General features: G+C 54.9%; 22 protein-coding genes. 13 read left to right on the top strand and 9 right to left on the bottom strand.

The features are described from left to right. Positions 1-63 precede the first annotated feature (63 nt). The 7 genes from BLW62_RS09355 (at position 64) to BLW62_RS09325 (ending at position 6250) form a co-directional block, all read left to right on the top strand. The gene (locus tag BLW62_RS09355; RefSeq protein ID WP_090506811.1) at positions 64-2346 is read left to right on the top strand and encodes a heavy metal translocating P-type ATPase; all 2283 of its coding nucleotides are present in this window, start codon (positions 64-66) and stop codon (positions 2344-2346) included. Between the two features lie 56 nt (positions 2347-2402). Beyond that, entirely contained in the window at positions 2403-2759 is a 357-nt protein-coding gene (locus BLW62_RS09350) for a heavy-metal-associated domain-containing protein (protein ID WP_090506810.1), read from the top strand. A gap of 258 nt (positions 2760-3017) precedes the next feature. Beyond that, the gene (locus BLW62_RS19215) at positions 3018-3344 is read left to right on the top strand and encodes a heavy-metal-associated domain-containing protein (RefSeq protein ID WP_090506809.1); all 327 of its coding nucleotides are present in this window, start codon (positions 3018-3020) and stop codon (positions 3342-3344) included. After that, on the top strand, positions 3344-4021 hold the full coding sequence (locus BLW62_RS09340; RefSeq protein ID WP_217630531.1) for a methyltransferase family protein: 678 nt from the start codon (positions 3344-3346) through the stop codon (positions 4019-4021). Before BLW62_RS19215 ends, BLW62_RS09340 begins: the two co-directional genes overlap by 1 nt. A gap of 32 nt (positions 4022-4053) precedes the next feature. After that, positions 4054-4728, top strand: coding sequence for an ABC transporter ATP-binding protein (locus tag BLW62_RS09335; protein WP_090507554.1), 675 nt, complete (start codon positions 4054-4056; stop codon positions 4726-4728). Continuing rightward, the gene (locus tag BLW62_RS09330; RefSeq protein WP_217630530.1) at positions 4728-5468 is read left to right on the top strand and encodes an ABC transporter permease; all 741 of its coding nucleotides are present in this window, start codon (positions 4728-4730) and stop codon (positions 5466-5468) included. Before BLW62_RS09335 ends, BLW62_RS09330 begins: the two co-directional genes overlap by 1 nt. Continuing rightward, entirely contained in the window at positions 5465-6250 is a 786-nt protein-coding gene (locus tag BLW62_RS09325) for an ABC transporter permease (RefSeq protein WP_090506808.1), read from the top strand. Before BLW62_RS09330 ends, BLW62_RS09325 begins: the two co-directional genes overlap by 4 nt. A gap of 75 nt (positions 6251-6325) precedes the next feature. Here BLW62_RS09325 and BLW62_RS09320 read toward each other — a convergent pair whose 3' ends face one another. Further along, positions 6326-6682: an SHOCT domain-containing protein gene (locus tag BLW62_RS09320; protein ID WP_090506807.1), complete on the bottom strand. Its 357-nt coding sequence runs from the start codon at positions 6680-6682 to the stop codon at positions 6326-6328. 211 nt (positions 6683-6893) lie between these two features. On the opposite strand from BLW62_RS09320, the gene BLW62_RS09315 reads away from it, so the two are divergent. Next, complete coding sequence (locus BLW62_RS09315; protein WP_090506806.1) at positions 6894-8261, top strand: permease; 1368 nt, start codon at positions 6894-6896, stop codon at positions 8259-8261. 83 nt (positions 8262-8344) lie between these two features. On the opposite strand, the gene BLW62_RS18890 is transcribed toward BLW62_RS09315, so the two are convergent. From BLW62_RS18890 to BLW62_RS09300, 3 genes are all read right to left on the bottom strand, one after another. Next, positions 8345-9001, bottom strand: coding sequence for a MaoC/PaaZ C-terminal domain-containing protein (locus BLW62_RS18890; protein ID WP_090506805.1), 657 nt, complete (start codon positions 8999-9001; stop codon positions 8345-8347). Between the two features lie 339 nt (positions 9002-9340). After that, positions 9341-10687, bottom strand: a complete 1347-nt coding sequence (locus BLW62_RS09305) for a potassium channel family protein (RefSeq protein WP_090506804.1) — start codon at positions 10685-10687, stop codon at positions 9341-9343. 70 nt (positions 10688-10757) lie between these two features. Continuing rightward, on the bottom strand, positions 10758-11024 hold the full coding sequence (locus BLW62_RS09300) for a hypothetical protein (protein ID WP_090506803.1): 267 nt from the start codon (positions 11022-11024) through the stop codon (positions 10758-10760). A gap of 138 nt (positions 11025-11162) precedes the next feature. Between BLW62_RS09300 and BLW62_RS09295 the strand changes: the two genes are divergently transcribed. Continuing rightward, positions 11163-11909, top strand: a complete 747-nt coding sequence (locus tag BLW62_RS09295; RefSeq protein WP_245726701.1) for a meso-2,3-butanediol dehydrogenase — start codon at positions 11163-11165, stop codon at positions 11907-11909. 510 nt (positions 11910-12419) lie between these two features. On the opposite strand, the gene BLW62_RS09290 is transcribed toward BLW62_RS09295, so the two are convergent. The 3 genes from BLW62_RS09290 to BLW62_RS09275 all read right to left on the bottom strand — a co-directional run bounded on the left by BLW62_RS09290 (position 12420) and on the right by BLW62_RS09275 (position 16508). Further along, complete coding sequence (locus BLW62_RS09290; protein WP_090506801.1) at positions 12420-14678, bottom strand: heavy metal translocating P-type ATPase; 2259 nt, start codon at positions 14676-14678, stop codon at positions 12420-12422. A 191-nt stretch (positions 14679-14869) separates the two neighbouring features. Then, positions 14870-15472: a DUF305 domain-containing protein gene (locus BLW62_RS09285; protein WP_281246654.1), complete on the bottom strand. Its 603-nt coding sequence runs from the start codon at positions 15470-15472 to the stop codon at positions 14870-14872. A 586-nt stretch (positions 15473-16058) separates the two neighbouring features. Continuing rightward, complete coding sequence (locus tag BLW62_RS09275; RefSeq protein ID WP_090506798.1) at positions 16059-16508, bottom strand: universal stress protein; 450 nt, start codon at positions 16506-16508, stop codon at positions 16059-16061. A 586-nt stretch (positions 16509-17094) separates the two neighbouring features. Between BLW62_RS09275 and BLW62_RS09270 the strand changes: the two genes are divergently transcribed. Together BLW62_RS09270 and BLW62_RS09265 are read left to right on the top strand one after the other, a co-directional pair. Beyond that, the gene (locus BLW62_RS09270; protein WP_090506797.1) at positions 17095-17295 is read left to right on the top strand and encodes an AbrB/MazE/SpoVT family DNA-binding domain-containing protein; all 201 of its coding nucleotides are present in this window, start codon (positions 17095-17097) and stop codon (positions 17293-17295) included. Then, positions 17288-18037, top strand: a complete 750-nt coding sequence (locus BLW62_RS09265) for a recombinase family protein (RefSeq protein ID WP_090506796.1) — start codon at positions 17288-17290, stop codon at positions 18035-18037. Before BLW62_RS09270 ends, BLW62_RS09265 begins: the two co-directional genes overlap by 8 nt. A 155-nt stretch (positions 18038-18192) precedes the next feature. Here the strand turns inward: BLW62_RS09265 and BLW62_RS18990 are convergent, their stop codons facing one another. Next, positions 18193-19005 carry a hypothetical protein gene (locus BLW62_RS18990; protein ID WP_090506795.1) on the bottom strand — a complete coding sequence of 271 codons (813 nt, stop codon included), beginning with the start codon at positions 19003-19005 and terminating at the stop codon, positions 18193-18195. 2033 nt (positions 19006-21038) lie between these two features. Here BLW62_RS18990 and BLW62_RS09250 point away from each other — a divergent pair. Then, positions 21039-22280: a hypothetical protein gene (locus tag BLW62_RS09250; RefSeq protein ID WP_139305396.1), complete on the top strand. Its 1242-nt coding sequence runs from the start codon at positions 21039-21041 to the stop codon at positions 22278-22280. A 1229-nt stretch (positions 22281-23509) separates the two neighbouring features. Here the strand turns inward: BLW62_RS09250 and BLW62_RS09240 are convergent. Next, positions 23510-24244 (bottom strand): hypothetical protein, encoded by a 735-nt coding sequence (locus BLW62_RS09240; RefSeq protein ID WP_090506792.1) that lies wholly within the window; start codon positions 24242-24244, stop codon positions 23510-23512. Positions 24245-25222: 978 nt separating this feature from the next. On the opposite strand from BLW62_RS09240, the gene BLW62_RS09235 reads away from it, so the two are divergent. Next, the gene (locus BLW62_RS09235; RefSeq protein WP_139305395.1) at positions 25223-25543 is read left to right on the top strand and encodes a hypothetical protein; all 321 of its coding nucleotides are present in this window, start codon (positions 25223-25225) and stop codon (positions 25541-25543) included. Positions 25544-25769: the final 226 nt, after the last annotated feature.

Raw genomic sequence — 25769 nt, 5'->3', positions numbered from 1 at the left:
AGTAATTATAACGACAAGTCGCATCAAACTGTAGCCCGTAGTATGAGATGAGGTGAAGAGACCATGTCAAACGACCATTCGAATATAGAACGAACCGACCTGTCCCTCTCGGGCATGTCGTGTACGACGTGCGCGTCTACAATAGCGGACAGTCTCGAAGATGTAGACGGGGTGCAGGACGCTTCGGTCAACTTCGCCACGGAGCGAGCGGACGTCAGCCATGACTCGGATGTCCCTGTTGAAGAACTCATCGAGGCCGTGGAAGCCGCTGGTTACGGTGTTCGTGACGAGTTACTGAACGACGAGATGGAAGGCGAAGAAGAGCTACAGGAGATGCGTCGGATGGCGATCCGGGCGTGGATTGTCACGTCTCCAATCGTCCTGCTCATGGTGTTCATGTGGACACCGCTGGAAGTTCTGACCGGCTTCCAGATCGACGTCGCTATGTTCGTCTTCGCTACGATCGTCGTCTTCTACTACGGTCGGACGACCCACGCGTCCGCGATTCGGGGTATCCAGAATGGGACGTTCAACATGGATTCGCTGATCTCGATCGGGACACTCGTCGCATGGGTAACCGGCGTGATGGTCTTCGTGACGCCGATCGAGAACTACGCCGGCGTCGGAGCGATGATCATGGCCTCGCACAACGTGGGAACGTACCTCGAACACCGAGCGAAAGGACGTGCGAGCTCGGCCATCGAGGGACTGATGTCCATGCAAGCAGAGACGGCAGCGGTCCAGAGAGATGGGGAAGAGATCGAACTCCCTATCGAAGACGTCGAGATTGGGGATGTAATGGTCGTTCGTCCAGGCGAGAAGGTCCCGCTCGACGGAACCGTCATCGAGGGACGAAGCAGCGTCGATGAATCGATGGTGACCGGCGAGTCTGATCCTGCAACCAAGGAGGAAGGCGACGAAGTGATCGGTGCGACGGTGAACCAGTCGGGGATGATCAAGGTGCGGGCCGAAAAGGTCGGCGACGACACGTTCCTCTCACAGGTCGTCGAACTCGTCGAAGAAGCCCAGGGAACCAAAGTCCCGATCCAGGCCTTTACCGACCGTGTCACGAACTACTTCGTCCCGACAGTACTGATACTCGCAGCGCTCTCGTTCGTATTGTGGTTCCTGTTCCCGGACGGAATGGGGGCCGTCGCGGGTATCGGTGCACCGTACCTCCCCTGGGTGGATCTCGCTCTCGATCCGTTGACGCTCGGGATCTTCGCGGCTGTTGCCGTTCTGGTGATCTCGTGTCCGTGTGCACTCGGACTGGCGACGCCAACGGCGCTGATGGCCGGCACTGGGAAGGCTGCCGAGAACGGCATCCTGTTCCGCGACGGTGAAGCCATCCAGACGATGAAGGATCTCGATGTCGTGGTGCTGGACAAGACGGGGACGATCACGGAGGGCAACCACTCAGTTACGGACGTCGTCGTGGGAGACCACCCTTCGGTCAGTGCTGACGGCGGACACTTGGAAGATCCCGGTCTGACCGAACGCGAAGTGGTCAGACTCGCTGCCTCGGCCGAACGAGGGAGCGAACACCCGATCGGGCAGGCTATCATCGAGTACGCCGAAGACCAGGAAATCGAACTGGCCGAGCCGGCGGCGTTCGATAACGTCGCCGGAAAAGGGATCCAAGCAGAGATCGACGGACGATCGGTCTACGTCGGAAACACGAAGTTCTTCGACGAAGTCGGCATTCCGCTTGCCTACGAGGACGAACTGCAGGCCTTAGAGCAGGAAGGGAAAACGACGGTGCTCGTCGGTATCGAAGACGAAAACGTCGGCGTCATCAGCACGGCCGACACGATCAAGGAGGAATCTCACGATGCGATTCAGGCGTTGCACGACCGTGGGCTCGAAACCTGGATGATCACCGGGGACAACGAGCGGACTGCCCGCGCGATCGCTGAAACGGTCGATATCGACCCCAGTCGAGTTATGGCTGGCGTCCTCCCGCAGGACAAGATCGACAAGGTCAGCGAATTGCAAGAGGAGGGATACAACGTTGCGATGGTCGGCGACGGGATCAACGATGCGCCCGCGCTGAAACAGGCGAACATCGGCGTCGCTATCGGCACGGGAACTGACATCGCCATCCAGTCGAGCGACGTTAGCCTCGTGCGGGGCTCGCTCGATGCGCTCGTTGACTCGTTCACGCTGTCGGAGCGGATCTTCTCGAAGATCAAGCAGAACCTCTTCTGGGCGTTCATCTACAACGCGGTGGCGATCCCGATCGCGTTCTTCGGGCTGCTCCACCCGGTGATCGCCGTCGCGGCGATGATTACGTCGAGCATCTCGGTCATCACGAACTCGACGCGGCTGGGGAATATCGAGCTGTAACTGACGGCTCACCCCACCCGTTCTCACAGTGAAACAGCACTACCAGACCCCAACTCATGACACTCGAAACAACACGCGTCGGAATCCACGGGTTAAATTGTCCGAACTGTGCTGCGAAGGTCGAACGAGCCGTTGCTGGGCTTTCCGGAGTTCACAGTGCAGCCGTCGAATTCGACATAGAGCAAGCAGTCTTCGAGTACAACCCACGCTCAGTCACGCTCAACCGAATCGTTCACACCGTCGAGCAGACTGGCTGTGACTCGAAGCGGTTCACCATCTCACTGGATGGTGATCGGATCCAACCGAACGGAAGGCAAGCAGCAGCTGACGATAGTGACGGTTCACACGATAGCTGCTGCGACGACGAGGAGACTCACATGGATGGCCACCAACAGAACCGGTCACCGTTCTAGGATCATGACAGCGAGACCCCTATCAAGCCGTTTCGGCGGGTCACAGGTGACGAAGAGCCACTCGCATTCGTCACTAATAGGGGTAACACCAATCACACCTCGGTTCAGCACGCCAATCTCCACAGCAGGAAGCGTTCAGGACGATCAAGCGAAGCTACTGATTCGCTTGCTCACAAGGGTAGCTAACTACGGTCTGATCGGTCGGTTCCAGATGTTTGCTGCGCGACTACCCGGCTACGAGAAGCCCACTACAGGAAAATGACGAGAAAACACACCGACATCCACGGGCTGAACTGCCCAAATTGCGCTCTAACGCTCGAACGGGCGATCGCTACGCTTCGTGGCGTCCGTGGCGCACGCGTCGAGTTCGAAACCGAAACAGTGAGCGTTGAGTACGATCCCGCCGCTGTCTCGCTCGAACGGATCGATTTGAGGATCAGAAGCGCTACGTGCGAGTCGGAGTGCTTCGATATGAGCGCACCGGACAGAGCGTTCGGCAAAATTGATCGAGAGTCAGGGATCGCTCAAACGCCATCCAATCACAGCGATGGATGCTGTCAGATCGTCGTGGACGGTGACTGGTGATGTTGCTGGCCACCGGTTTCATCAGCTTGGACGTGACGTTCGAACACGCCGGAGCGTGGGCTCTCGCGCTAATCATGATCGTTGTTGTCTCGTGGTTGTTTTACCGCTATTTCGCCCCAGAAAGCTGGCGCGAGTGGGCTGGAGCCGGTGTCGTACAGGCGTTTATCATCGCACTGTACGCCGAAATGTTCGGGTTCCCGCTGACTATTTATCTCCTGATTCGGTTCGGCGGCCTCGATCGGGAGTACGCCAGCGACAATCTCTGGTCTACACTGGTTGGTATCGGTGAGACCGGAATGTTCGTATCGATGCTGGTCGGCTACAGCGTGGCGCTCATCGGGATCTTGCTCTTTATTCAGGGATGGCGACAGGTCCATCGCGCCAGACAGGAAGACCATCTGGTTACCAGCGGACTCTACAGCTACGTCCGCCACCCGCAGTATACTGGGTTGTTCCTCGCACTCTTTGGCGAGGGTATCGTTCACTGGCCAACGATATTTTCGGTTGGGTTGTTCCCGATTATCGTCCTGACCTTCACGTGGCTCGCTCGCAAGGAAGAGCGAGACATGCTCGATCAGTTCGGTGAGGAGTACCGAACGTATCAGCAGGAAGTTCCACTGTTCGTTCCTCGATTGGGCCAGTGGCGACGCTTCGTACGTGAGTCTCGATCACCCTAGAGAGGTAAAAAGAACAACAGGAGACAATGATGATGAACGAAGTAACTCAGGAATCGGAGGCCGAATTCGGACGCAAAGTACTCAGTGCGAACGATATCACGAAGACGTACGGTTCACGGCTCCCGTTCACCAGGAGCGTTGAAGTGCTGACTGGTGCGTCGATCGACGTCTACCCGGGCGAAATCGTCGGGATCGTTGGCGGGAACGGGTCCGGGAAATCGACATTGATGAAGATCCTCGTCGGCGTTCTGGACCAGGACAGCGGTGACGTCACTCACAATGGGACGATCGGGTGGTGCCCACAGGAAACGCTCCTGTACGACCGCCTCACCGTCCGCGAGACGTTTCGTCTGTTCGGTACCGGCTACGGGTTGGATGAGGAGGAGATAACCGCGGCGATGAACCACCTTGCCGATCGGCTCGACTTCGACCGATATCTCGACTATCGCATCGATCGCCTGAGCGGCGGGAACCGCCAGAAGGTCAATCTCGGGATCGCACTCATGCACGACCCGGATGTGTTGTTGCTCGACGAGCCGTACACTGGCTTCGACTGGGAGACGTACCAGACGTTCTGGGACATGAGCGAAGAGCTCGTCGCCGAAGACACTTCGATCGTGATCATTTCTCACCTCCTGCAAGAGCGAGACCGCATCGATCGCGTCTATGAGCTGAAAGAAGGAGTGCTCTCGGAGGTCGAGAACTGATGGTGGAAAAGCTCACAATCGGGGTGTCGTCGCAGATACGCTCGTTCGTTCGTGATCCGGTCACGGTCGTCCTGGCCGTCGTCCTACCGGCGATCATCATCGAAGGGTGGGGACAGTCCATGTCGAACATGCCCGAGATGCCGACAGTCGAGTCGGTTCCGATCGAACTCGCGCGGATTCTCGGGGCGACGCTCGGCGTTGCGATGATCGCCGGGATCCTCGGCTTGGTGATGATCATCGGGGCCAGATCGGCGGATCGACGACTCGTTGTCGTCGGCTACTCCCCGAGTACCGTCCTCGTCTCTCGGCTCCTCACCATTGTCGGGATCACGGTTGTCATCGCAGTCATCAACTTCGGTGTACTCTTGGTCAACGTCTCGGCGGAAGCACCCATATTAGCCGTCAGCTTTCTTGCGCTATCCGGTGTTCTGTATGCGTGTATCGGTGTGTTGGTTGGGGCTCTTCTCCCCCGTCTGTTCGAAGGGTCGCTGGTAATCGCGTTGCTTGCGATGATGGACGCGTTCTTAAGCGGCGACAGTCCGCTTGCTGCCGACGTTCCGTGGTGGGTTGAGTACTTCCCGCTGTACCATCCGAAGACGTTGATCCAAGAGGCGATGCTTAACGGGACGTATGCAACGGGTGACCTTCTCTTCGTCCTCGGATACCTCGCCGTACTGATCGGACTCGCGCTTTTCGTGTTCCAGCGAACGATGGCCGTTGAAGGGAGGTGGCTGGGATGAGCAGTCGTCGCGCTACAACGATGTTCCGTATCAGCTTCCGGGAAACCGCTCGCAACTACGTACTCGTCGGGTTGCTGATCGTGCTCCCGATCGCATTCATCACCGTCGCGTTCGCCGTCACGCAAGACGCACAGATGCCGATCGAGCTCCCGATCAACGGGGAAACGCAAGTCGTCATGCGAGGCCTTCCGGAGGTTCACGGTGTTGCGATGACGCCGCTCACGAGCACCATCATCGCGGGGATCGTCGGATTGTTACTCATGCAAGATGCACGGAACGTCGATGGTCGGCTGGTGTTAGCGGGCTACCGGGCGCGTGAGGTGATCTTCGCTCGTCTCGGAACCCTCGGCGTACTAGTGGCACTGGTGACGGCGGTCACCGTGGGAGTCATGGCCTACGACGTGATGCCCGAACAACCGACGTTGTTCGTCCTCGCTATATTCGTGGTAACGCTACTGTACGGGCTCGTAGGGATGTTGCTCGGTGTCGTCTTCGATAGGGTGGCCGGCCTGTGGACGATCCTCGTCGTCTCGATGCTCGATATCGGCCTCTTTCAATCACCGCTCTTTCCGATGGGCGACGACGCGTGGTGGGTGAAAACCCTTCCCGGACACCATCCGATGGAAGTCGTCTTCGACGCAGGCCTCACTACACAGCCAGATACGCTCGTCCATCTGGGGTGGGCACTCGTGTATCTCTTTCTCGTTGGGGCGGCAGCAGTCCTACTCTTCTATCGGCTTACTGGAAGACAACGAACGTCCGCTCTTCAGGTGATTCGATGAAACAGACAGAAACAGTTGCGGTGATCGGCGGTGCAATGGCTGGACTCGCAGCCGCAGAGGGATTCCATGATTCGATTATCGCTCTCGTTCTAGACGCTCGCGGCGTTGCTCAAATTCTTCATCGGAAATGTCGCCGCGGGCGTATGCCGCTCGTAGCTCTTCGAGCGCTGGATCTGTCCCACGTGATTCTGACCGGCGAAAGACACTGTAGAGCAGATATCCAATTCCAAGAATCACGAGTAGTGGAATGACCGACATGATGACCCACATCCACGTGGTTCCGGTTCCATCCCACATCCCGCCGTTCCACATATGTCCCCCACCCCACAGGCCCATCATCGGCATCATGAGTGCCATCATCAGCATGGGAACGAGTACGATTGCAGCGACGACGATTACGATCGTTCGAACGAGGGAGTCTTCGGTTGCCATACCGACTAGTATAACCTCGTACGTATTTTATTCGTCGCAAATTCCATATCGTGGGAACTTGTGGCTTGATTCAGGTGACGAGGAGGCCTATTGTTACTGAAGGGACGTTTGAGGAACTGGTACGAACGACACGAACGAAATCACAACTGAATGTTGAACCAGTATCAATAAGTTCGATGGAAATGTCTGTTAGACAAGGAGAGTTCTAAGCATGATCTCATCCATCCTCTCGACCGTGGGGGACGCACTCTGGACGACTGGCTACTTCCTCTGGCAGTCGCTGTGGGCCCTTCTATTCGGGTTCATGTTATCCGGAGCGATACAGGCATTTGTCTCCAAGGAAGGGATGGTCAATTACATGGGCGATGGGAGTCCAAGATCGATTTTCTACGCATCGGCGTTCGGGTTTGCTTCGACATCTTGTTCGTTCGGGGATATCGCAGCGACGAAAACCCTCTTCAAGAAAGGTGCGCACATCATTCCCGCTGTCGCCTTCTTAATTGCCTCGACGAATTTCGTGATTGCACTCACGTTCCTCATCTGGGCGCTCCTCGGGTGGGAGTTCGCACTCGCACAGGCAGTCGGTGCGCCGATCATGATCGTAACTGCGGTGATACTCACGCATTTCCTGATTCCGTACGATAAGGCCGCCGAAGTGAGGGACCGCCTCGTGAGAGAGGAGCAACCCGTCGTCACTGACCCCGTTTGCAAGATGCGGATGAACCGTGAGAATGCCCTCGCCGTCGAATTTAAAAACGAAACCGTCCACTTCTGTTCGGACCAATGTAAATCGCTCTTCGAACAGAATCCAGACACGCACACGACGTCTTGGAGGGAGAAAATCACGTCGCTGAACGGCTGGGTGGAAGCCGCGAATCAAACCCGTAGAGACGTTAAAATGCTCGGAAACCCCCTCTTAGCAGGATTCTTCATCGCTGGATTTGCCGCGACAGTGATTCCCGATTGGGCGTGGGAGGCCTTCTTTGGAGCAGGTGGTGAGGGTTTCACGGAAGTGCTCTACAGTAGTGCGGTCGGACCGCTGGTATCGCTCGTAGCGTTCGTCGGCTCAATGGGTAATATCCCGCTCGCTGCGGTACTGTGGGGGTCAGGATTCCTCTTCGCTGGCGTCATCGCGTATATTTATGCGGATCTGATCGTTCCACAGCTCATCCACATCTACCGACAAATCTTTGGATCGAAAATCGGCAATCGCTTGACGCTCATCCTATACGTTTCGATGGCGACGGCTGGATTCACGGTGTACTACCTGTTCGCAACGCTCGATCTGATACCGGAGGCAGCTGTTGCTGACCCCGGTGCTGGTATCGCGGTGTTTGGTGTGGATCCGATACTCATTATGAACGCACTCTTCATTCTGATCGGGCTCGCGTTCGTCGGTCTGGTCGTCCGGGGTCGCAAAGCGGCACCCGGTGATCGAGACGTCGAAGATCCAGTTACGGGGACGGAACTCACTGTGAAGAACGCGGATTACTGTACCGTGTATGACGAGTCGATCTACTACTTCGAGAGCGACCAGTCACGGGAACAGTTCTTGCAATCTCCAGAGGCCTATCTCTAAATCCTCTATCGGTGGCCCTCACATACTATCGTTGAACTCGACATATCGAAACTACTCTGGAAAAGGAGGTTAGTCAAGAACAGTTAACGAGATCCCATCTGAGTATTTGGAAGATTATCAATAATAACAGTCGCCGTGCCGTGTATCACGAGTTTTCCTGCTTCGTTTTCGATACGAGTCGTGAGCCGATACTCGTCGCCTTCGAGGGTTTCGACGATCTCGCAGCTGGCAGTCAGCGTCTCACCGATACTGACGGGACGATTGTATTCGAGGTTCTGCGAAAGGTAGATCGTTACCCCCGGGAAGCAAGCGAGAGCAGAACTGATCAACCCCGAGACGAGCGTTCCGTGGGCAATACGGCTACCGAAGCGTGTTTTCTCGCTAAACTCCTCGTTGAGGTGGAGGGCGTTCGTGTCGCTGGTCGCTTCGGCGAAGCTGCGAACGTCGTCGTCGGTGATAGCCTTGGTGAACGTGACGCGATCGCCAACGCCTAACGATCCTGGGTCGTCGATGTCGATCTCGAAATCGCCTCTCGCTCGACCCGACGAGAGACGGGGAACCGTCACACCGTCGATTTCGCTGAGGTGGGGATGTTGTTCGTCGAGATAGCGACTTGGGGATTGTTCGAACAGGTTTCTACAAGCCTGCGAACAGAAGTAGTAGGTCTCCTCATTGTGAGTGACCGTGGCTTCTGTATCGGTGCTGGGAACTTCCATACTGCAGACGGGATCAACTGGCATGATGGTACCTAGGTTGTGAGAGTTGGTTCAGGCGCTATCAGCAGCCCGACCGGACAGAATGGTATCGTCTGATGACCACGTAACGGAGGATAAGATCCCTGCGTTCAGCGGATCGTAGATGACTACCTCTCCAACGGCCCTCTCAAACGCCCTATATCGTGTGAGTGTAGCAGTGAGTTCTGGTGGTTCTGATCCAGTAGTCATACTGGATATGTGGTTTCTTATCCCGATATAGCCCGGGGACACTTCCTATGCGAGGGGGACACTATCCACAACAAACCATTCGAGTATAGAAAGAGCTCAAATAATTGAACGTAGGATCAGTGGTACCCGAGCGTATCACTCTCTTACGTAGATGAGGAGGTCGTCTTGTTGAAGTTCGAAATCAGGTTCAGGAGCGAGATGCAACTCATTATTTCGAGTGACACCAACGACACGGTCATTTTCGATCGCTGAGAGTTCCCCAGTCGGATCAGTCATACGGGTGATCAGAATATCATCTTCGGTTGCGCTAATGGGTTCGTCAAGGACAGCGGCGGCAAGCAACCGACCAGCGATGTCTGGTAACTCAAGTACGTAATCAGCACCTGCTCGTTTAACTCTCTCAACTGCTTCACTCTCAGTTACCCGTACAAATATATTGGTCGTAGAATGGGAGTCACGAGCAAGTAGTGTACTCAACACTGCTTGACGGTCTTCTGGGAGGGAAATGATTACAGCATCTGCTTTCTCTATCTCCGCATCCTGAAGTGTCTTCTTCTCAGTTGCGTCACCGACGATATCTACGTGTTCGCCCGCTTCAATGTCTACGACGCTCGGCGTTGCACCCCACGTTTCCAGCGCCGACCGAACGGTACTACCGACCGTTCCGTGACCGAGAATGACAATACGATCGGACGGCGTTCCCGTCCTCATCGCATAGCGTGAGGCGAGCGCTTGCCCGATGACGTGTCGTGGTTGGAGGACGTATTCGACGCCCGCTGAGTGAAGATACTCCCGGAATGTCGCGTCCTCCAGTGTTGCGGTTATCGGGACTGTTGGAGCCACGTCGCGGACGGCGAGTGCAGCGTTCAGTGTCAATTGATCGTCGCCAGCGACGACCGCTGCCTGTGCCTCCTCGATAGATGCTTTCCGAAGGTCCGATTCGGCTTCCGGATCGCCGTGTAACACGGTGTGTCCGATGTCGCGGAGTTCTGCGGCACGATCGCGGTCCGCTTCAATGATTACGTAGGGATGTTGATGGCCGTGTGATTCGATCTCGATAATGAACGTGTGGACGAGCGGTGTGTGGCCGGAGATAACGACGTGATCTTCGAGCGGTTCCACCGTATCGATCCGCCGACGTTTGATAAACTGTCTGAACCAGGGGACGACGAACAGCGGGAGGAGAAGAAAAAGGAGCAGAATGCCGGTGAACTGCATTAGAATCGTAAACAGATTCATGACCGTCGTCTCCCACGGTGCGTCCTGACCGTATCCGGTCGTCGTCAACGACTGGACAACTGTCTGGAGAGCGCCAGCGAGTGACAGGCTGCGGTCCTCGTACGTGGCCATCCCGTACCAGTAAATCCCGGTGTAGACGCTCACAATCCCAGCCACGATGACGACGTACAGTGCAACACGCTGCCCGATGCTCAACTTCGTTATCCGACGTACTATCTCAGTAGGCCAGCGATCGAGGCTCATTCTTGTTCACCGATGCTTGTTGTCCCCAAATATTCGGGTCGCTCATCCGCGGGTAGCCGACAGACGTTCCTCATTCGTGTCTTCCACCTTCGTCCCTCATTTCGAGCATATTCAAGTGCATGATGTGCAGATGCGTCCCGACGCCGTACAGAAGCAACCCGAGTCCGACGAACAGTGCAGGCATCACGATCACGTCGTACACCGGTATCAAGGACGGAACCACGAGCACCAGTAATCCGACAAAGAAAGTACAGACAATGATGCTAAACCCGACCTGAAGGTACCGGTAGCACGTCTCCGCATCCGGTAACAGTTCGATTTTGTACGTTTTCGTCATACCCATTTTACTATCAATCGCGCAATCAGATCTTCGAAATAGATCTCAGGGAGCTCATTCATTTCGGGTAGAATCCGTAACTCGGCTTTTCAGATTCAATTGTGTACAGTGAATCGGTCCCTGTGAATTATAGTACCGATGACCGTACTGCGATGTATGTTGGACGGAAAAGTAGCAATCATTACAGGCGGATCGACGGGTATCGGCAAGGCGATCGCAGCGAAGTACATTGAGGAAGGGGCCGAGGTAGTCATCGCTAGTCGAGGTAAAGAACAAGGGCTGGCAGCTGCCGAGGAGCTCGGTTGCGAGTTCGGTCAATGCGATGTAACCGAATACGATGAGGTTGAGGCGCTCGTCGATGGTGTCGCTGATGAGTACGGCGGACTTGACGTCATAGTAAACTGTGCCGGGATTGGAAGCACGACCTCTCTTGGGGAAATGGCGCTTGAAGAGTGGAACAAAGTCATTGCTGTCAATCTCCACGGCGTGATGCACGGATCGAAGGCCGCACTGCCGTACCTTCTAGAATCCGAAGGCTGCATCATCAATATTGGATCGATATACGGCCTCCGTGGGGGGAAGGGAGCCGCAGCCTACTCCGCTGCCAAAGGCGCTATTGTCAACTTCACTCAACAGGTCGCCGTCGATTATGCAGACAGAGGCGTTCGCGTCAACGAGATTTGTCCTGGCTTCGTGAAAACGCCGATGACCGATGACGTCCTTGAAGACGAGCGCTTCTACGAGTTCATCCGAACCAGAACCCCGATGGGACGAGCCGCAGAACCCGAGGAAGTCGCACCACTTGCGGCGTTTCTTGCATCGGATGGGGCATCCTACATCACCGGAGCAAACATTCCCGTTGACGGTGGTTGGACTGCCTTCTGACAGGGAAACATGGGTGTGAGGGCCTGTTTACGAAGAGGAATAACAGTAGTTGGTAACACGGTTTCTTTATTCAGAGTACCTCGTGAAACTCACGGTCAATACAGGCGAACCTCTTTTCGCCTCGGGTGCGCTTGGCGCTCCGCTCGACGAAAACCCGTTCATGCCAAAAAGCCGGTCTCGCTTCGCTCGACCGGCGAATCGCGCTCACTACCGGGTCCTTCGGACCGCTCGTTCGCGCGAATGCTCGTGTTCGATTCGCACACGTAGTTACCGAACTTCCCGATTCATTTTCAGGCGTAATTCTGGATAAAGAAACCGTGCTACTATCTACTGATAAGATGTCCTCAGCCAAAAGGCATGTACGTGGCTCAATTTTGCCAGTTTGATCTATTGCTGAGATCTCTGGAATCGGTCGCATGCTCGTTGCGTTCGTCTTTCTCCTTTCCTCGTACAGTGTAGACGCATTGAGGGAGGGGTGTCGTGTTCGTGAGAAGTACTATGTTATCAAATTCACACAGACAGATCAGCTCGTCGCAAGAGTTGTGCGTTGATGGCGACGATGACCGTACTCGCCGACATCAGGACGGCACCAACTGCTGGTGAAAGCAATATTCCGATTGGGGCTAGTACGCCAGCTGCGAGCGGCAGCGCGAAGACGTTGTAGCCGGCCGCCCACACGAGGTTCTCCTGCATCTTTCTGTAGCTCTTCCGGCTCAAACGGACGAGATGTGCGACGTCACGTGGATCGTTCTCCACGAGCACGACGTCGGCGGACTCCACGGCGACGTCTGTCCCACTCCCGATTGCGATGCCCACATCAGACCGAGTCAGCGCGGGTGCGTCGTTCACTCCGTCGCCAACCATCGCTACCAGTTTACCCTGGTTCTGGAGTTCGATAATCTTCTTGTCCTTGTCTTCCGGGAGTACTTCGGCGAAGTACGTATCAATATCGAGTTCATCGGAGACGGCGCTTGCGACGTCCTCGGAGTCACCAGTGAGCATTGCAACCTCGACGCCCATCTCGTGGAGTGCTTCGATCGCCTCAAAGCTCTCGTCCCGGATCACGTCTGCGAGCGCGACTGCGCCTACCGCCTCGCCGTTTCGAAGCAGGTAGACGACACCCTGACCGCGGTCACCAGCTTCGTCCGCGAACGCTTCGAGTTCGGCGTTGAGCTCAATGTCCAGATGGCGGAGCAAGTTCGGGCCACCGACATAGACCGTCTCGCCATCTCGTACGCCGTCCTCACCCGCGCCGGGAGTCGCCGCCGCTTCAATTTCTACGGTCGCGCGAACCCCGCGGCCTTGGAGCGCCTCAAACTCGCGCACACTTGGTATCGAGAGTCCTCGTTCATCGGCCTCCTCACGAATCGCCTCCGCAATCATGTGCTCGGAGTCGCCTTCCGCGGCAGCCATCACAGCTAGCAGTTCGTCCTCATCCCAGCCTTCGGACGTGGTGATATTGACGACCCCTTGTTCGCCTTCTGTAAGCGTCCCCGTCTTATCGAAGACAATTGTATCGAGGTTGCGCGCTTCCTCCATGGCAATCCGATCGCGCACGAGCATTCCGTTTTGCGCCGCCATCGACGTGTTGATTGCGACGACCAGCGGCACGGCCAATCCAAGCGCGTGCGGACAGGCAATGACGAGTACGGTAACGACTCGCTCGACGACCGGCAACCCGAAGCCGACCGCCACTGTCCACGCGACGGCTGTAACAGCCGCCACCGCAATTGCTGCGTAGAACAGCCATCCAGCTGCGCGGTCAGCGAGTACCTGGGTTCGAGAGCGGCTCTGTTGGGCCTCCTCGACCAGTCGCATAATTCCGGAAAGCGTCGTCTCCTCGCCAGTTGCACTCACGCGCACCCGAAGGCTGCCGTCGCGGTTGGTCGTGCCGCCGATCACCTCGTCACCCGGCTCTTTCTTTACCGGACGCGATTCGCCGGTGATCATCGCCTCGTTGACGTTCGATTCACCGTCTTCGACAACACCGTCAGCGGGGACGTTTGCCCCGGGTCGAACGAGTACGAGGTCGTCTTCCGCGAGGTCGTCAATGCGGACTTCTTCGGTCTCGCCGTCTTCGGTTACGCGTTCGGCCGTATCCGGCATCAGCTCTGCTAGCTCGTCGAGCGCGCCCGAGGCTCGCCGGACACTACGCATCTCGATCCAGTGGCCGAGCAGGAAGATGACGATCAGCGTGACGAGTTCCCAGAAGAACGGTTCACCGATCCCGAAACCGATCGCAGCGACGCTGTAGACGAACGCGACGGTAATGGCGAGCGAGATCAGTAACATCATCCCCGGCTCGCGGTTTCGCACTTCAACCGCCCCCATTCGCAGGAACGGGATCCCACCGTAGATGAAGACAATCGTGCCGAGAACCGGCCCGACGAACTCACTCCCGGGGAACGTCACGGCTGCATAGCCGAACCACTCCTGAAGCATCGGGCTGTAGTAAAGAACCGGAAGCGAGAGGACGAGACAGACGAAAAAGCGCTGCTTGAACATCTCCTCGTGATCGGCGTGATCGACGTGCGCCTCGTGGTCGTGACCGTCGTGGTCGTCATGCGAGTGATCGGGATCTTGGTGCACGCGTCCCTCGTGACTCTCTTCCCGATGCTCATGTCGGACCGTCGGCTCGTCGGACCGTTCAGCGGTTAATCCGCAGACGCGACAGCACGGACAATCGCGGTCAGTTGGTTTTTCAGTTCGTTGTTGCTCGTCGTGAGCATGATTCGAATCAGGTGTATCCGCCGGATCGTATTGTGACATATATCGCTTCTCAGTGGCAACCGTTTCCGAAGTAGGTCGAGTTCCTCACCAAAGATGCAAGCACGAGGACCAACCGACCGAATCGGTGACAGCCATCGTGTTGTTGTTCACCAAACAGGTCCCTAATTGTTGTGATTCGTTCTACTCGATAATACAATAATGAACGAAATAGGCCGACGATCTGTTGTCAGTCAACAGCCCCACTCGTTTTGCCACTCCTCCATTAGGTTGATTTCTGCTTGCTGGCCATCGATAATATCCTCTGCCAGACCAGCAATGCGCTCGGATTCACCTTCGTCCATGACGTGTTCGGACATTGCGACGGCACCTTCGTGGTGGCGAATCATGTGTTCGGCGAACAGGCAATCGAACTCCTCGTTTTCGGCGCGGCGGAGTTCTCGCCCGTCGTCGTGGGTCATCATGTGTTCTCGTGGCATCATCTCCTCCATCTCGTCGGGACCCATTCCGTCGCCCATCTCATCGTCGTCGTGCATGCCATCATCCATGTCGTCGTGCATCTCGTCATCGCCGTCGTTCATTCCATCCCCCATTCCGTCGCTGTGCATCATCTCCCCCATCTCGTGGGGCATCATGCTTCCTACCTCGTCACAACCGGCGACGTCGGCATCGTCGAGCAATTCACACATGAGATCGATCTCCGCTTCTTGTTCCTCGATGATCTCTGTCCGGAGATCGAGTAATTCCTCCCGGTCGGTTCTCTCGGGGATGAGTTCGGCCATTTGGATCGCACCCTCATGATGCGGAATCATCATCCGTACGAACATGATGTCCACTTCGTTGAAATCCGAATCCTCATCAGAGCCAGTATCGTTATTTTCGTTCTCGTGGTCTTGTGTTTCGGTGGTTGTGTATCCCGCAACTCCAACTGTACTTGACGCTCCAATTGCGTAGAGGACCTGACGTCGTGTTTGATTAACCATAGTCTGTCTCACCCAAATCGATATTATCGTGTGTTTGATGGACCCACTGCCGAGCCAATTCCGACCTGGCTGTGAACTATGGAGGGAATCATGGCGCGAGCGTTCATCGTCGTGAGGCCGGCAACGTCCCGACAGAGACGGATACAACGAGCCATCTCTTCATCCGGTTCGATATACTCGTCCGCACGCCAGTTACACGCTTGAGTCGCATCAAAGCAGTTATCGATACAATCATCCATCCAGCCTTCCTCGTTTACGTGATCGTTCTCGATTAACGCCATCAGGGGCGACTCCACCCGATAGCTGTATAAAAAGATGACTGGAATACGCAACCTGCGGTGGAAACCGGACTTCCTCTCTCAGCCAAGAGTATGTCTGCCTGTCTAACTTGTTCTTCGTACCGGTTTCACAGGACCACCTGGCTCATACTGGTCGGTTATTACTCCTCGACTGGCGTTTTCACAATAGTAACTGGACGTTCTGCCATATTGGCAACACGCTCAGCAACGCTGCCAAGCAATCGTCTGTATTCACCGGATCGATTTTTCGACCCGACGACAGTGAGTCCGATGTCGGCTTCATCCATGTACTGTAGGATCTCTTCGTGAGGAACGCCGTGTCGAATAATGGAGTTCGTTTCGACATTCGACGTTTCTGCGCGCTCAGTGAGATCTTCAACTGCGTCTCGACCTGCCTGTTCGAGTGCGCTCTCTAATCCTTCAAATTCGTGGACGTACTCGTCTCCAGGGTACGAGCTATACGCTTCAGCATCAACAACATAGAGAACGTGTAACTCGGCATCGTATCGTTGTGCGGCATCAATCGCATGGTCGATTGCTTGATCAATACCTGGGCTCATGTCTGTCGGCAACAGCAGTCGATCGTACATATGTAGTTCAGGTTACAACCATGGCATTCAAATACTAAGTACCTTTGCTGAATTCGCCACTACTGCACCCGCACATAACGGATGGTTCTAATTGCTTGCAGTATTGGAATACAGAAGGTTGTGGTATGAACTCATCTCTGATATCGCACAATATGAGGGACTATGCCGTTCTTTAACAGAGAGTCTGTATACATACGCTACCCAAAGACAGTGATATTGATACACTCTCGGTGGCCCAATCGTTTCAAATGCTATTCAGATTGTGAACGAGTCCAGTTCTGTGGACTTGCCGGATAAGTGACTAGCGTCGTGTCTATTAGGACACTTCGGATTCCAAACGAGGTGCACCACTAAACGCGTCGTGAGGCATTGAGAGGCGTACTTTGATCCCAACCACACCCCTCGTACCGAGTGAGCGTGTTGTGAATTCTCACGTAGAGAAAACGCAAGGTGTCTCTTGGGGGAGGACTCGCTGATTTACCTGAGACGATCCTGCAGCGACAGCTTGACTGTTAGCGCTGGGGGTGTAGCTTTAACACACTAACGTAACACTATACTTAGTTCAACACGTAACACTAAACAGAAGATGCCCAGAACGAAGGTCCAAGTCACCGAATCCGAGGTTACTGACCGGGACGGCAATACGCGCGAAACCAAACAGTATCGAGTCACCATCCCGAAAGACACTGCCGAGTTCTTCAGCTTAGAACAAGGCGACGAACTCGAATGGGAGATGGGACGAGCGCGAAACAAGATGGAAGTCACCGTTCACCGCAACGATGACTGACGGGCAGAAACCACTAGTCGCAGACGGGTACACTCGACTGTCCCAGGACAGCGACCGCAGCATTCCACGTCAGAAAGAAAAGATTCGAGAGTACATCAACAAGCTGAACAACCGTGACGACCACCCGCCAGTCGTTCTGAACAGGATTTTCGATGATGGTCGATGGTCCAGCGGATTCAGCACCGCTGATCGAGGCGAATACGGACAAATTGTTGAACGAATCAAAAACAGCGAAGCAGATTTGATCGTTGCCGACGGAAAGCGCCGGTTTGCACGCGACTTTGACGACACAATGGATCTGATCCTGTCGTGTCGCAGCACTGGTGTGGAACTTCACGACACGGCAACCGGCGCGTTAGATCTTGACGATCCGATGAACGTTGCTATCGAACTCTTACAGGCAGCGACCGAACACAAAGCGATGCGACGGTACATCGAGAAAAGCATCGAAGAAACCAATCGTCGCACAGATGCCGGATACTATCACGGGGAGCCTCCAGCCGCACTTAGGTTCGATGAGAACAAGCAGTTTCTCGTTGCGGATGAGAGGAAGATTGACGATGTCCTCCGCGTCTACGAGTTACGAGACGCAGGCGAAACGTACCGATCGATTGCTGAAGAGGTCCCGTGGAGTCCGCCGACTATCGGTAAACTCATCAATCGACGTGAGCAGTACGAGGCAGTTGCGGATGGGGCAAAACTCGGGTTTGAGTTGACCATCGTTGGGCCAGAGATCACATGACTACCGCGAGTAGTGTGTGCGACGCTATCTATATTATTAACGAGAATATTGAATGAACTGGGGATCGGGTACAGCTTTCTGTGGGAAATAGTGGATTCCGACCGCTTCTGTTTAGCACTTCTCTCACAAGGGGTTGCTAATCCTGACTGGCCAACTTACTCTTCGGTGTCGGAAGCTGCCGGGAGACGGTAAAGCTCCCTACGCTCCGGATCGTTGAGGATACGGGCAACGGTCCTCGGTGCACACCCGATCCGTTTCGCTGCGAAGCGCTGACTGACCTCTCCCTCCACGACGTCGAGCAGGTGCTTGCGCACTCGGTTCCAGTCATCGGACGGGCACAGGTTACCAGCCATCGAGACCTCAGTCCCAATCGGTGTACGACCCTCCCAGTCCTCCCGCAGCACCTCGATGTCAGGGATGTCCCTCGGATCAAGCGAGGCTGCTGCGATCTCTCCGAGCAGGTCGATGAGATCCGGGTCATTGACCGACCCGCCGGGCGAAAGGAGCACATCGGACCCGACGGCAGTGACGGCCGACTCGGCATTGAGCAGGGCGCGGAGGAACGACGACAGGTCACCCAAGTCCTCGCAATAGGCTAACCAGTCTGTCAGTACGACTTTATCGCGCGCGTCAGAGGACTGGACGACATGAAGGAGTTTTGCGCGAGTGGCATCTCTGTCGCTCCCGCACACGACCGCGCGACCGTTCTCACCAAAAGCGGTGACATCATGCTCATTGATCGAGTCGGCGACACCCGAGTCGATGCCACCCTCCCAGTCAACGCCGAAGGCCGAGACCGCCGCCTCGGTCACCGCCACCGGATCATCGACCCCAGCTGCGATGATGTGTGACCCGCGGTCACTGTCGGTGTCTGTCTCTTCGGTCCCGTCGGTGTCGGTATCAGGATTACCGAAACTATCAATCGACGCGAACTCGTCGGGATTGATATTCCTGTCCTTGACTCCCATATATCAGAGTTCCGACTTCACCTGCATAAGCTTTTGTGGGGGATATGGCGGGATCTGTGGACACGATAAAAACCCCAGCACATCCAAGAACATGCAAGACAGATTCCCCCGCAGATAGACCGACGACCCGACGAAAACCCCCGCAGAACGCAAACACCGGCCCGACACAACCACCCGCACAAGCGGGTTAAACGGTGATTCCTACGTCTTAGGGATGCTAAAACGCTAAGAAGCTCGGGGATGCAATCTAAGGGCGTAATCCCCCTCGCTTAGGGTTCTATAGTCGGTCAGAATTTCCGCAGATGTGTACTACTATAGACTGTATCGGGGGGATCTACCCGGGGGTGGTGTGGTGTGGAAGCGTCCAGGCGCGTGGTGGTCACTCATGCGCCGCTCGGCTTGTTGTGTTTGTGTCTTGTCATAGGCTGGTGTGCACACCAAATCCGAGCGCTAGACAACAGGTAGCCGTGCAGCAAGCCACTCGAACTCCCACAACAGATAGGCGACTATCTGCCTACAAGCAGATTACCAAGACCATCGACACAGAGACCATTGAGGAACAACGAAGCAGCCAGCACGCCCTGTCGGAGCTCGCCTCACCCGCTCCCTACAACGACCCTGGCGAGACTGTCAACCTCATCGATCTGTCACTCTTCCAGTGAGGGTGGTCCAAGGTGGTCAGGCCACTCAAAACCTGATTGGATCACGAAAACTGCCATACGGAAAGGGGATTGTCTCGGGAGGTCCTAATGGTCCATGCAGTCTCAGGGTTATTGTGGGAGACGGGGAGGGTAATCAATCAATGGTAATGGGGAATAAGAGGAGACATCTCTCTCAATAAGACCTCCCTCGATACGTGGACCACTTAGGTCACGCAAAACTGGCTGCTGGTTATACTCCGCCCCATTACTGTTTACGGACGTCCCAGGATGGTCCAAGCAGTATCATTGTGGTCGGACCGCGTTGGGGATCGCCCCAATCGTCGGGGGCAAAGGAATCACCCTCAATGAGTCAGTTCAATGGATTATGGAAACCCGCTAGGTGTCTCTTGTCGCTGACGAGTGGTAGGACGAACTTATTTAAAAGTTTGTGTTATGGGGGTGTAGAACGGCCCAAAACGGGTTGTGAAGGGGTATCTTAAACCTTAGCCCAGGAGATTTATAAGTTGCGCAGTCCTTGATTATGATAAGGAAGTACCCCCGGTCGCCGGCCTGGGTCGTTCGCCGGCTGCAATACGATCCCCGCATCCGTAGCTCACTATCCCTGGATGCATAGCAAAAACCCGTGCGCCGCTCACACCGGCGCACGGGATGGGAACCCTCTCATCAGCAGAGGTTGCCCATGTTCAAGTACGAGCTCCGCCCTGACAAAAGAGGCTGGACTGACCAGCAGGACAACACGAAAACAATTAGCTACGACGGCTATCTCGACACAACGAAAGGCACATACATCGACTGGGATCCCCCAGACAATTCTCTAGGAGACATACCGACCTGCTACTACGCAGCCCTGTCGCTCCGTCGTGGAGCCTCGCTCACCCCAATATTAAACTTCCTTAGCTTTGCTTATAGATCCTCGCCGTCGATATTACATTATTTCTGGAGGTCTTTCCAGAGTGATCTGCCCACGAATAGACTGACTGACGAAAGCGATACTCAGCTAAGAACCACGTCCAGTACGACTTGGTTCAGTTTCGATGAAGAAAACCTCAGCAAGACCGTAGGGGACTTACTGCCAGTAGCACGATTCGCATCTCAGGGACTCTATTCGCCAGATAACTCGCATCTTGCCCATGCTGACCGGGGAAGAGCATCCAGAGAATGTGTTTCTTCTTCTTTCTGTAAAGAACCAGTTCGATTACTTACTACGGTTCCCGTTCGGGAAGAAGGAGAAAAGAACCAGTCTGGTTCACACAGCATCCACTCGGAATCGACGAGGGGGTGGGCCGAATGAGTCGTCGTCCACAATTGAACCGGCAAGTCCCGGCGGAATCCGTGAGGAAGTTTAGTGGCTGGTGTGAGCACGAAGGTCACGTGAACGGTGGAGACAAAGGCAGGCACGCAGAAAAAGCGCTCATCGAGTACTTGCCACCAGATTATCGACCTGAGCGTTTCCGTGACGATTTGGACGAACTCGAAGCGGACCTCCGTGCCGATCTAGATGAGGTCGGACAGCTCAATGGTAGTTCTTCATTGAACGAGACGCCGACTTCGAGGACCAGTGATGAAACGTCCAAGGTCACTTATCGCATCGCCGAGGACGTTCAGGAATCACTCGAACAATATGTCTACGATCAAGAGGGGAAAGTTCGAGGAGTAATCGGTGAATACATAGCGACAGCATTGGACGAATACAGAGACGGCGGTCAAGTTGCTCGCGTTCGGCGTTATTACGAGCAGTTACGCGAAAGCGTGGACATGGTTTCTGAAGATCGGGTTGAAGCAGTCGTCGAAACATTGAGGAACAACATCGATGACCGCGATTTCTACAACATTAAGGAGATCAGATTAGCCGTCGATGAGGCTTTAGACGTCCATTCCGACGAAGTGAGAGAAGATTTTGCAGACCGTGTGATCGAACGGTTGGGATTTGTGGCTGTGGAAACGAGCGATGGCGTGTACGCAACCCCGGAGCGGGCAGAACAGATGGTTCAAGAGCACGAGGTTGATTCTGACCTTGATTGGCACTTAATGAATAAGGAGGATCGGGTTGAGTACCTCGTGGAAGCAGTAAAGGCACGATCCCAGCAAATAGCGGATGGAGCTGGTGTAGACTACAATCAGGTCCGGGATGAAATCTTCGAGGAACATCCCAGCAACGATTATTGTTACGAACTGATGGAATTAGCTGGTGAATATCCCGGCTTCGAATACGGTAAACACAACGGTAGGCTCATGCTCCGCTACACCGGTGAGAACAACGCGTTAACAGCAAAACCTGACAACGAGTGGCTCCATGATGCGTCGAATCTCGTACAAGAGTTCTGTGATGATAACGGGGTTGACCCAACACAGGTTAGCCAAGCAATTCTCGATAATCTAATTGTGCGAGCGAAATACCCTAAAGAGTACGACGAAATCCGAGGTCCAAGCGATCAGGCTATAGAAGCAGTAACTGAGGACGATCGAAAACGTGTTCGAAATCGCCTCACTGACTCCGTTAATCACGATGGCGCTCAAATAGCAACTGTAGTGGAAGATGAAATCAGCCGACTCACTACGGAAGCGGAACCGGTTACAGACGGAGGTCAAAGAAGAAAAAATAGCAAACAATGATCGGTCACACCGCGACTATCATACCCACCCAAGCGTCACATTATGCTGCGCAAGGTACTCCGAATTCAAGCTCTTACCCGGAAGCCCGACATGCTCACCGACTCGCTCAATAATTGTCTGCTGCAACAGCTCACTTTGCGTCTCGAAGGCTGGATTCACTTGCAGTCGGTAGTCTCGATCGATCGTAAACAGCCCACGATCGAACGCAGCGTGATGGGTCTTACTTAGGGCAGCACGTTCGCCAAATCTGCTCTGTACTCCGGAAAGTCACTCCACGACAGGACATGCGCCACGTCCAGCAACCCGGGATGGTCAACACCCGAAATCGGGCATTCTCAATCATGCCGTGAAATCACCGTCGCCCGGAATTCAGGATCGACCGCACGAGCGTTAATTGTAGCCTCGTACGTCTCAGCACTCATCCCGTCGTCGGTCATTGCTGGTGTCCAGCTCGAATCACTCCACTCTACAACAGCGTCCTCGACGAACGACCGACCCTCGTCTGTCAACACGAACACGTCATCTCACTCCTCAATGAGTCCCATTCTCCGAACAAATTCACTCGCTGTCTCGCCATGTCCGTCTCTCCACGACTCCACCCTAACTCCGGATGCGTGTCCAACTGCTGCTCACTCACTTCTCTGAGAATCATCGGTCCAGCAAACAACGCGTACAGGAGACTTCGAAGTGGCACTGTCGAAACCCTCTTCTTTAGAAATGTATTTGCGAGAATCTACTCGTGAACGGACGAACGCGCCTTACTTCCGCTTGAGCGTTGAGTTGCCTGTCTCAGAATACGTGCTTTTATATTAGTCAATCCCCGTGTCGACAGTGCCGGACAGTATGTTCGGCAGTCTTCCCGAGGTAGAGAGTGTTCGCGGTGCACCTGTGGTGGGGTGCACCGCGCCTACAACAGAATCGTCGGTGGTATTTCTGCTAACTGCTGGTATTTTGAGGGAGACCGGCTTCCTCAGCGAATTTGACCGGTTTTATAGAGTGGAAGTGGTTATCTCCTCCACCCACGGGCACAGTGTGAACATCACTCCCGTTTGTAAGTGTGCTCGCCACCAAATATCATACGCATATCGATAAAGGTGTGTCTGACCGCACGACCTGGCTCGTCAACTCTGTCTTATCCCTCTAATTCTCCTACGGTTAGTTACCGGGACGTCCCCGGAGCAATGTAAGAAAAGAACCGTGTTGTCGAACAGCAGGATACCGCTGTAATGTTATTCTGTGAGCACCACCTCGGCTGCGTAGTCTAGGTGTGGGGCTCGACGGTCACGGTGATCGTCAACAGCACTGGACAGCGCCTGTCTACAAATCTCGTGAATAGTCGCTTCCACGTCGTCACTCACATCACACGTGACATGCTCGTCGAGGAACTGCGTCGCTACCCTCTCCGCTTCGATGTACATGGCTTCCTCTTCGTGTGCGGTCCACGCGGTACGTCCTGTCCATCCCGCGATCCCGTCGTAGATTCGTTCCCTGACGAGGTGTTCCGCCCCATTCTGCCACTCGGTGACGAGTTCTGCTGCAATCTCTTCCGCGTTTCGAACGAGAGAAGTGAACAGTTTGACCGGCCACCCGACCTCCTGGTTGACTTCAATCGCGTCCAGTGCTTCGCTGCAGAGACGGTCAGTAACCTGGTCCCGATCGAGTTCTGGTACATCAAGGTGAAGGGTTTCACCGTAATCTTTGACTGAAAGGTTCATTCCGCCGCCAACCTCAGTCCACGTTCTAACCACGATCCACTCCTCGTCAGTTCTAATGAGGTGATCGGTCACATTCCGATCCAAGTCGTATTCGCGGTTATGAGCACGAACGACAACGTCACAGCCCTGACCTTGGTCGTTGTGTTTGAGAGCCTCTCTGGCTTTGTCCTCTATTGTTTCGAAGCACGAGTTGTCCTCGTCGCTCAGTTCTATGCGTTCGTCAACCTCGGATTCGTTTTTTGCCGTCATTAGTATCACGTGCTTTCCGCTATCTGCACTGTGAACACGCGACGTCCGACGACGCGCTGGCTCCGCGTCGGCAATGGACTATGATACCAAGGATTTGGGTATCGGGTTAGTTTGCCAGAGAGGTCTATGCATCGTCAGAGTACAGATGCAAGGGATTCTCGGGCGTCGCCTACCTGATGATATTACTCTGTAACTTATAAACCCTCGTCCTATTGCATATGCTTGAAACGACACGCAGATAGTTAGAAACAAGCCGATCTATAATTTCACAATAAACTCCACTATATATTCAGCAACTGGTCTTCTAAAATGGTTCTTGACGTACACCTGGCCAATTTAGTCTGGAACGGTGGAGATAGTCGCTTTCTTGCGCCGGCAGACGTGGTGTGCACACCACACCCCTGATACCGAGTGAGCTAACACTACCCTCCGGTACCAGCAAAAGATATCGATAGCGGTGTGTCCCCCCGCGTCCACACCACTCCCGAGCCGCCGGGGGTGGATGAGTATCTAAGCTACTAAGTGACCGCCACTCAATGACCCACACGGACCGTCGTCGCGCGTGACGGTCCGGCGGCGTGGTGGCCGCCAGAACGTTTCCCCGACAGCGATGTCGCTGCGGTAGAGGTGTTTTCAGGGGCGCGGTGGCGCGCGCCCCGTTTTGCTATCAGTGACTTAGGTCATATACGCCTGTCTGTCTACACGACCTTGTTACGATCGTTGAGACCATGTTCACAAATTAACTCAGAAGTTAACTCAGAAGTTAACACGTTGACTGCGGTACGATTACGCTAGTGCACGCGGTCACACCATCGCGGCTCACCGGTTGTTGTCGATATGTGAGCAATCGTAAGCGGAGCCGGCAACACACCCCTCAGTGTGAGTACAGACGTGTGACCAATCGAAGAACCGGCAAAACAAATCGATAGGGGAGTGTGCACCCCCTCTCTTTTTTGGCCACACCGAGTATACCGAGTCATGAACAGGGACGATGTGACTATTGAGGCAGTGGAGGACGGGCACGTGACGGTGAGGATCCGCGGTTATCTGACGCTCGATGACGTCGCCGTTACAGAGATCACGCACTCACCGAGTGCAGAACGGGACGGAGCACTGGAGATCGATTTGAGGGTCGCTCCGATCGATCACTCCCCGCCGGTGGAGGTCGTTGAGGACTGGCCGAACGATATCGAGGAGGGGTGGCCCGACGAGGATGTCGAAGTCGAGTACAATCCGGACGACGACCCGGCGCGGTGGAAGGAACCGTACCCGGACGACGTCGAGGACGACGACAGCTAAGGCTGTCCGAAAATCTCCTATCACCGAACAAGCACGGGGGTTCGAAGCGTGGAACCGGGATGATATTTGAATTCTACACAGTTTATCGCCACTCTTGTGAGAATACCGGACACCGTGATGCTGGTTTATCCGAGTCCCCCGCGAGCACCTAATGTAATGAGAACTGCCCCGCACCGAAGTTCAGATCCACGCCATACCGAGCAGCGACGAGACAATCTGCTCACGT

The sequence above is a fragment of the Natronorubrum sediminis genome, from assembly GCF_900108095.1.
GTDB classification, from domain to species: Archaea; Halobacteriota; Halobacteria; order Halobacteriales; family Natrialbaceae; genus Natronorubrum; species Natronorubrum sediminis.
This window is presented reverse-complemented; position numbering and strand designations above follow the sequence as displayed.

Excerpts from the sequence above, each read along its gene's own strand:
- BLW62_RS09355 (WP_090506811.1), top strand. The coding sequence starts at position 64 with ATGTCAAACGACCATTCGAATATAGAACGAACCGACCTGTCCCTCTCG.
- BLW62_RS09350 (WP_090506810.1), top strand. The coding sequence starts at position 2,403 with ATGACACTCGAAACAACACGCGTCGGAATCCACGGGTTAAATTGTCCG.
- BLW62_RS19215 (WP_090506809.1), top strand. The coding sequence starts at position 3,018 with ATGACGAGAAAACACACCGACATCCACGGGCTGAACTGCCCAAATTGC.
- BLW62_RS09340 (WP_217630531.1), top strand. The coding sequence starts at position 3,344 with ATGTTGCTGGCCACCGGTTTCATCAGCTTGGACGTGACGTTCGAACAC.
- BLW62_RS09335 (WP_090507554.1), top strand. The coding sequence starts at position 4,054 with ATGAACGAAGTAACTCAGGAATCGGAGGCCGAATTCGGACGCAAAGTA.
- BLW62_RS09330 (WP_217630530.1), top strand. The coding sequence starts at position 4,728 with ATGGTGGAAAAGCTCACAATCGGGGTGTCGTCGCAGATACGCTCGTTC.
- BLW62_RS09325 (WP_090506808.1), top strand. The coding sequence starts at position 5,465 with ATGAGCAGTCGTCGCGCTACAACGATGTTCCGTATCAGCTTCCGGGAA.
- BLW62_RS09320 (WP_090506807.1), bottom strand. The coding sequence starts at position 6,682 with ATGGCAACCGAAGACTCCCTCGTTCGAACGATCGTAATCGTCGTCGCT.
- BLW62_RS09315 (WP_090506806.1), top strand. The coding sequence starts at position 6,894 with ATGATCTCATCCATCCTCTCGACCGTGGGGGACGCACTCTGGACGACT.
- BLW62_RS18890 (WP_090506805.1), bottom strand. The coding sequence starts at position 9,001 with ATGCCAGTTGATCCCGTCTGCAGTATGGAAGTTCCCAGCACCGATACA.
- BLW62_RS09305 (WP_090506804.1), bottom strand. The coding sequence starts at position 10,687 with ATGAGCCTCGATCGCTGGCCTACTGAGATAGTACGTCGGATAACGAAG.
- BLW62_RS09300 (WP_090506803.1), bottom strand. The coding sequence starts at position 11,024 with ATGACGAAAACGTACAAAATCGAACTGTTACCGGATGCGGAGACGTGC.
- BLW62_RS09295 (WP_245726701.1), top strand. The coding sequence starts at position 11,163 with ATGACCGTACTGCGATGTATGTTGGACGGAAAAGTAGCAATCATTACA.
- BLW62_RS09290 (WP_090506801.1), bottom strand. The coding sequence starts at position 14,678 with ATGTCACAATACGATCCGGCGGATACACCTGATTCGAATCATGCTCAC.
- BLW62_RS09275 (WP_090506798.1), bottom strand. The coding sequence starts at position 16,508 with ATGTACGATCGACTGCTGTTGCCGACAGACATGAGCCCAGGTATTGAT.
- BLW62_RS09270 (WP_090506797.1), top strand. The coding sequence starts at position 17,095 with ATGCCCAGAACGAAGGTCCAAGTCACCGAATCCGAGGTTACTGACCGG.
- BLW62_RS09265 (WP_090506796.1), top strand. The coding sequence starts at position 17,288 with ATGACTGACGGGCAGAAACCACTAGTCGCAGACGGGTACACTCGACTG.
- BLW62_RS18990 (WP_090506795.1), bottom strand. The coding sequence starts at position 19,005 with ATGGGAGTCAAGGACAGGAATATCAATCCCGACGAGTTCGCGTCGATT.
- BLW62_RS09240 (WP_090506792.1), bottom strand. The coding sequence starts at position 24,244 with ATGACGGCAAAAAACGAATCCGAGGTTGACGAACGCATAGAACTGAGC.
- BLW62_RS09235 (WP_139305395.1), top strand. The coding sequence starts at position 25,223 with ATGAACAGGGACGATGTGACTATTGAGGCAGTGGAGGACGGGCACGTG.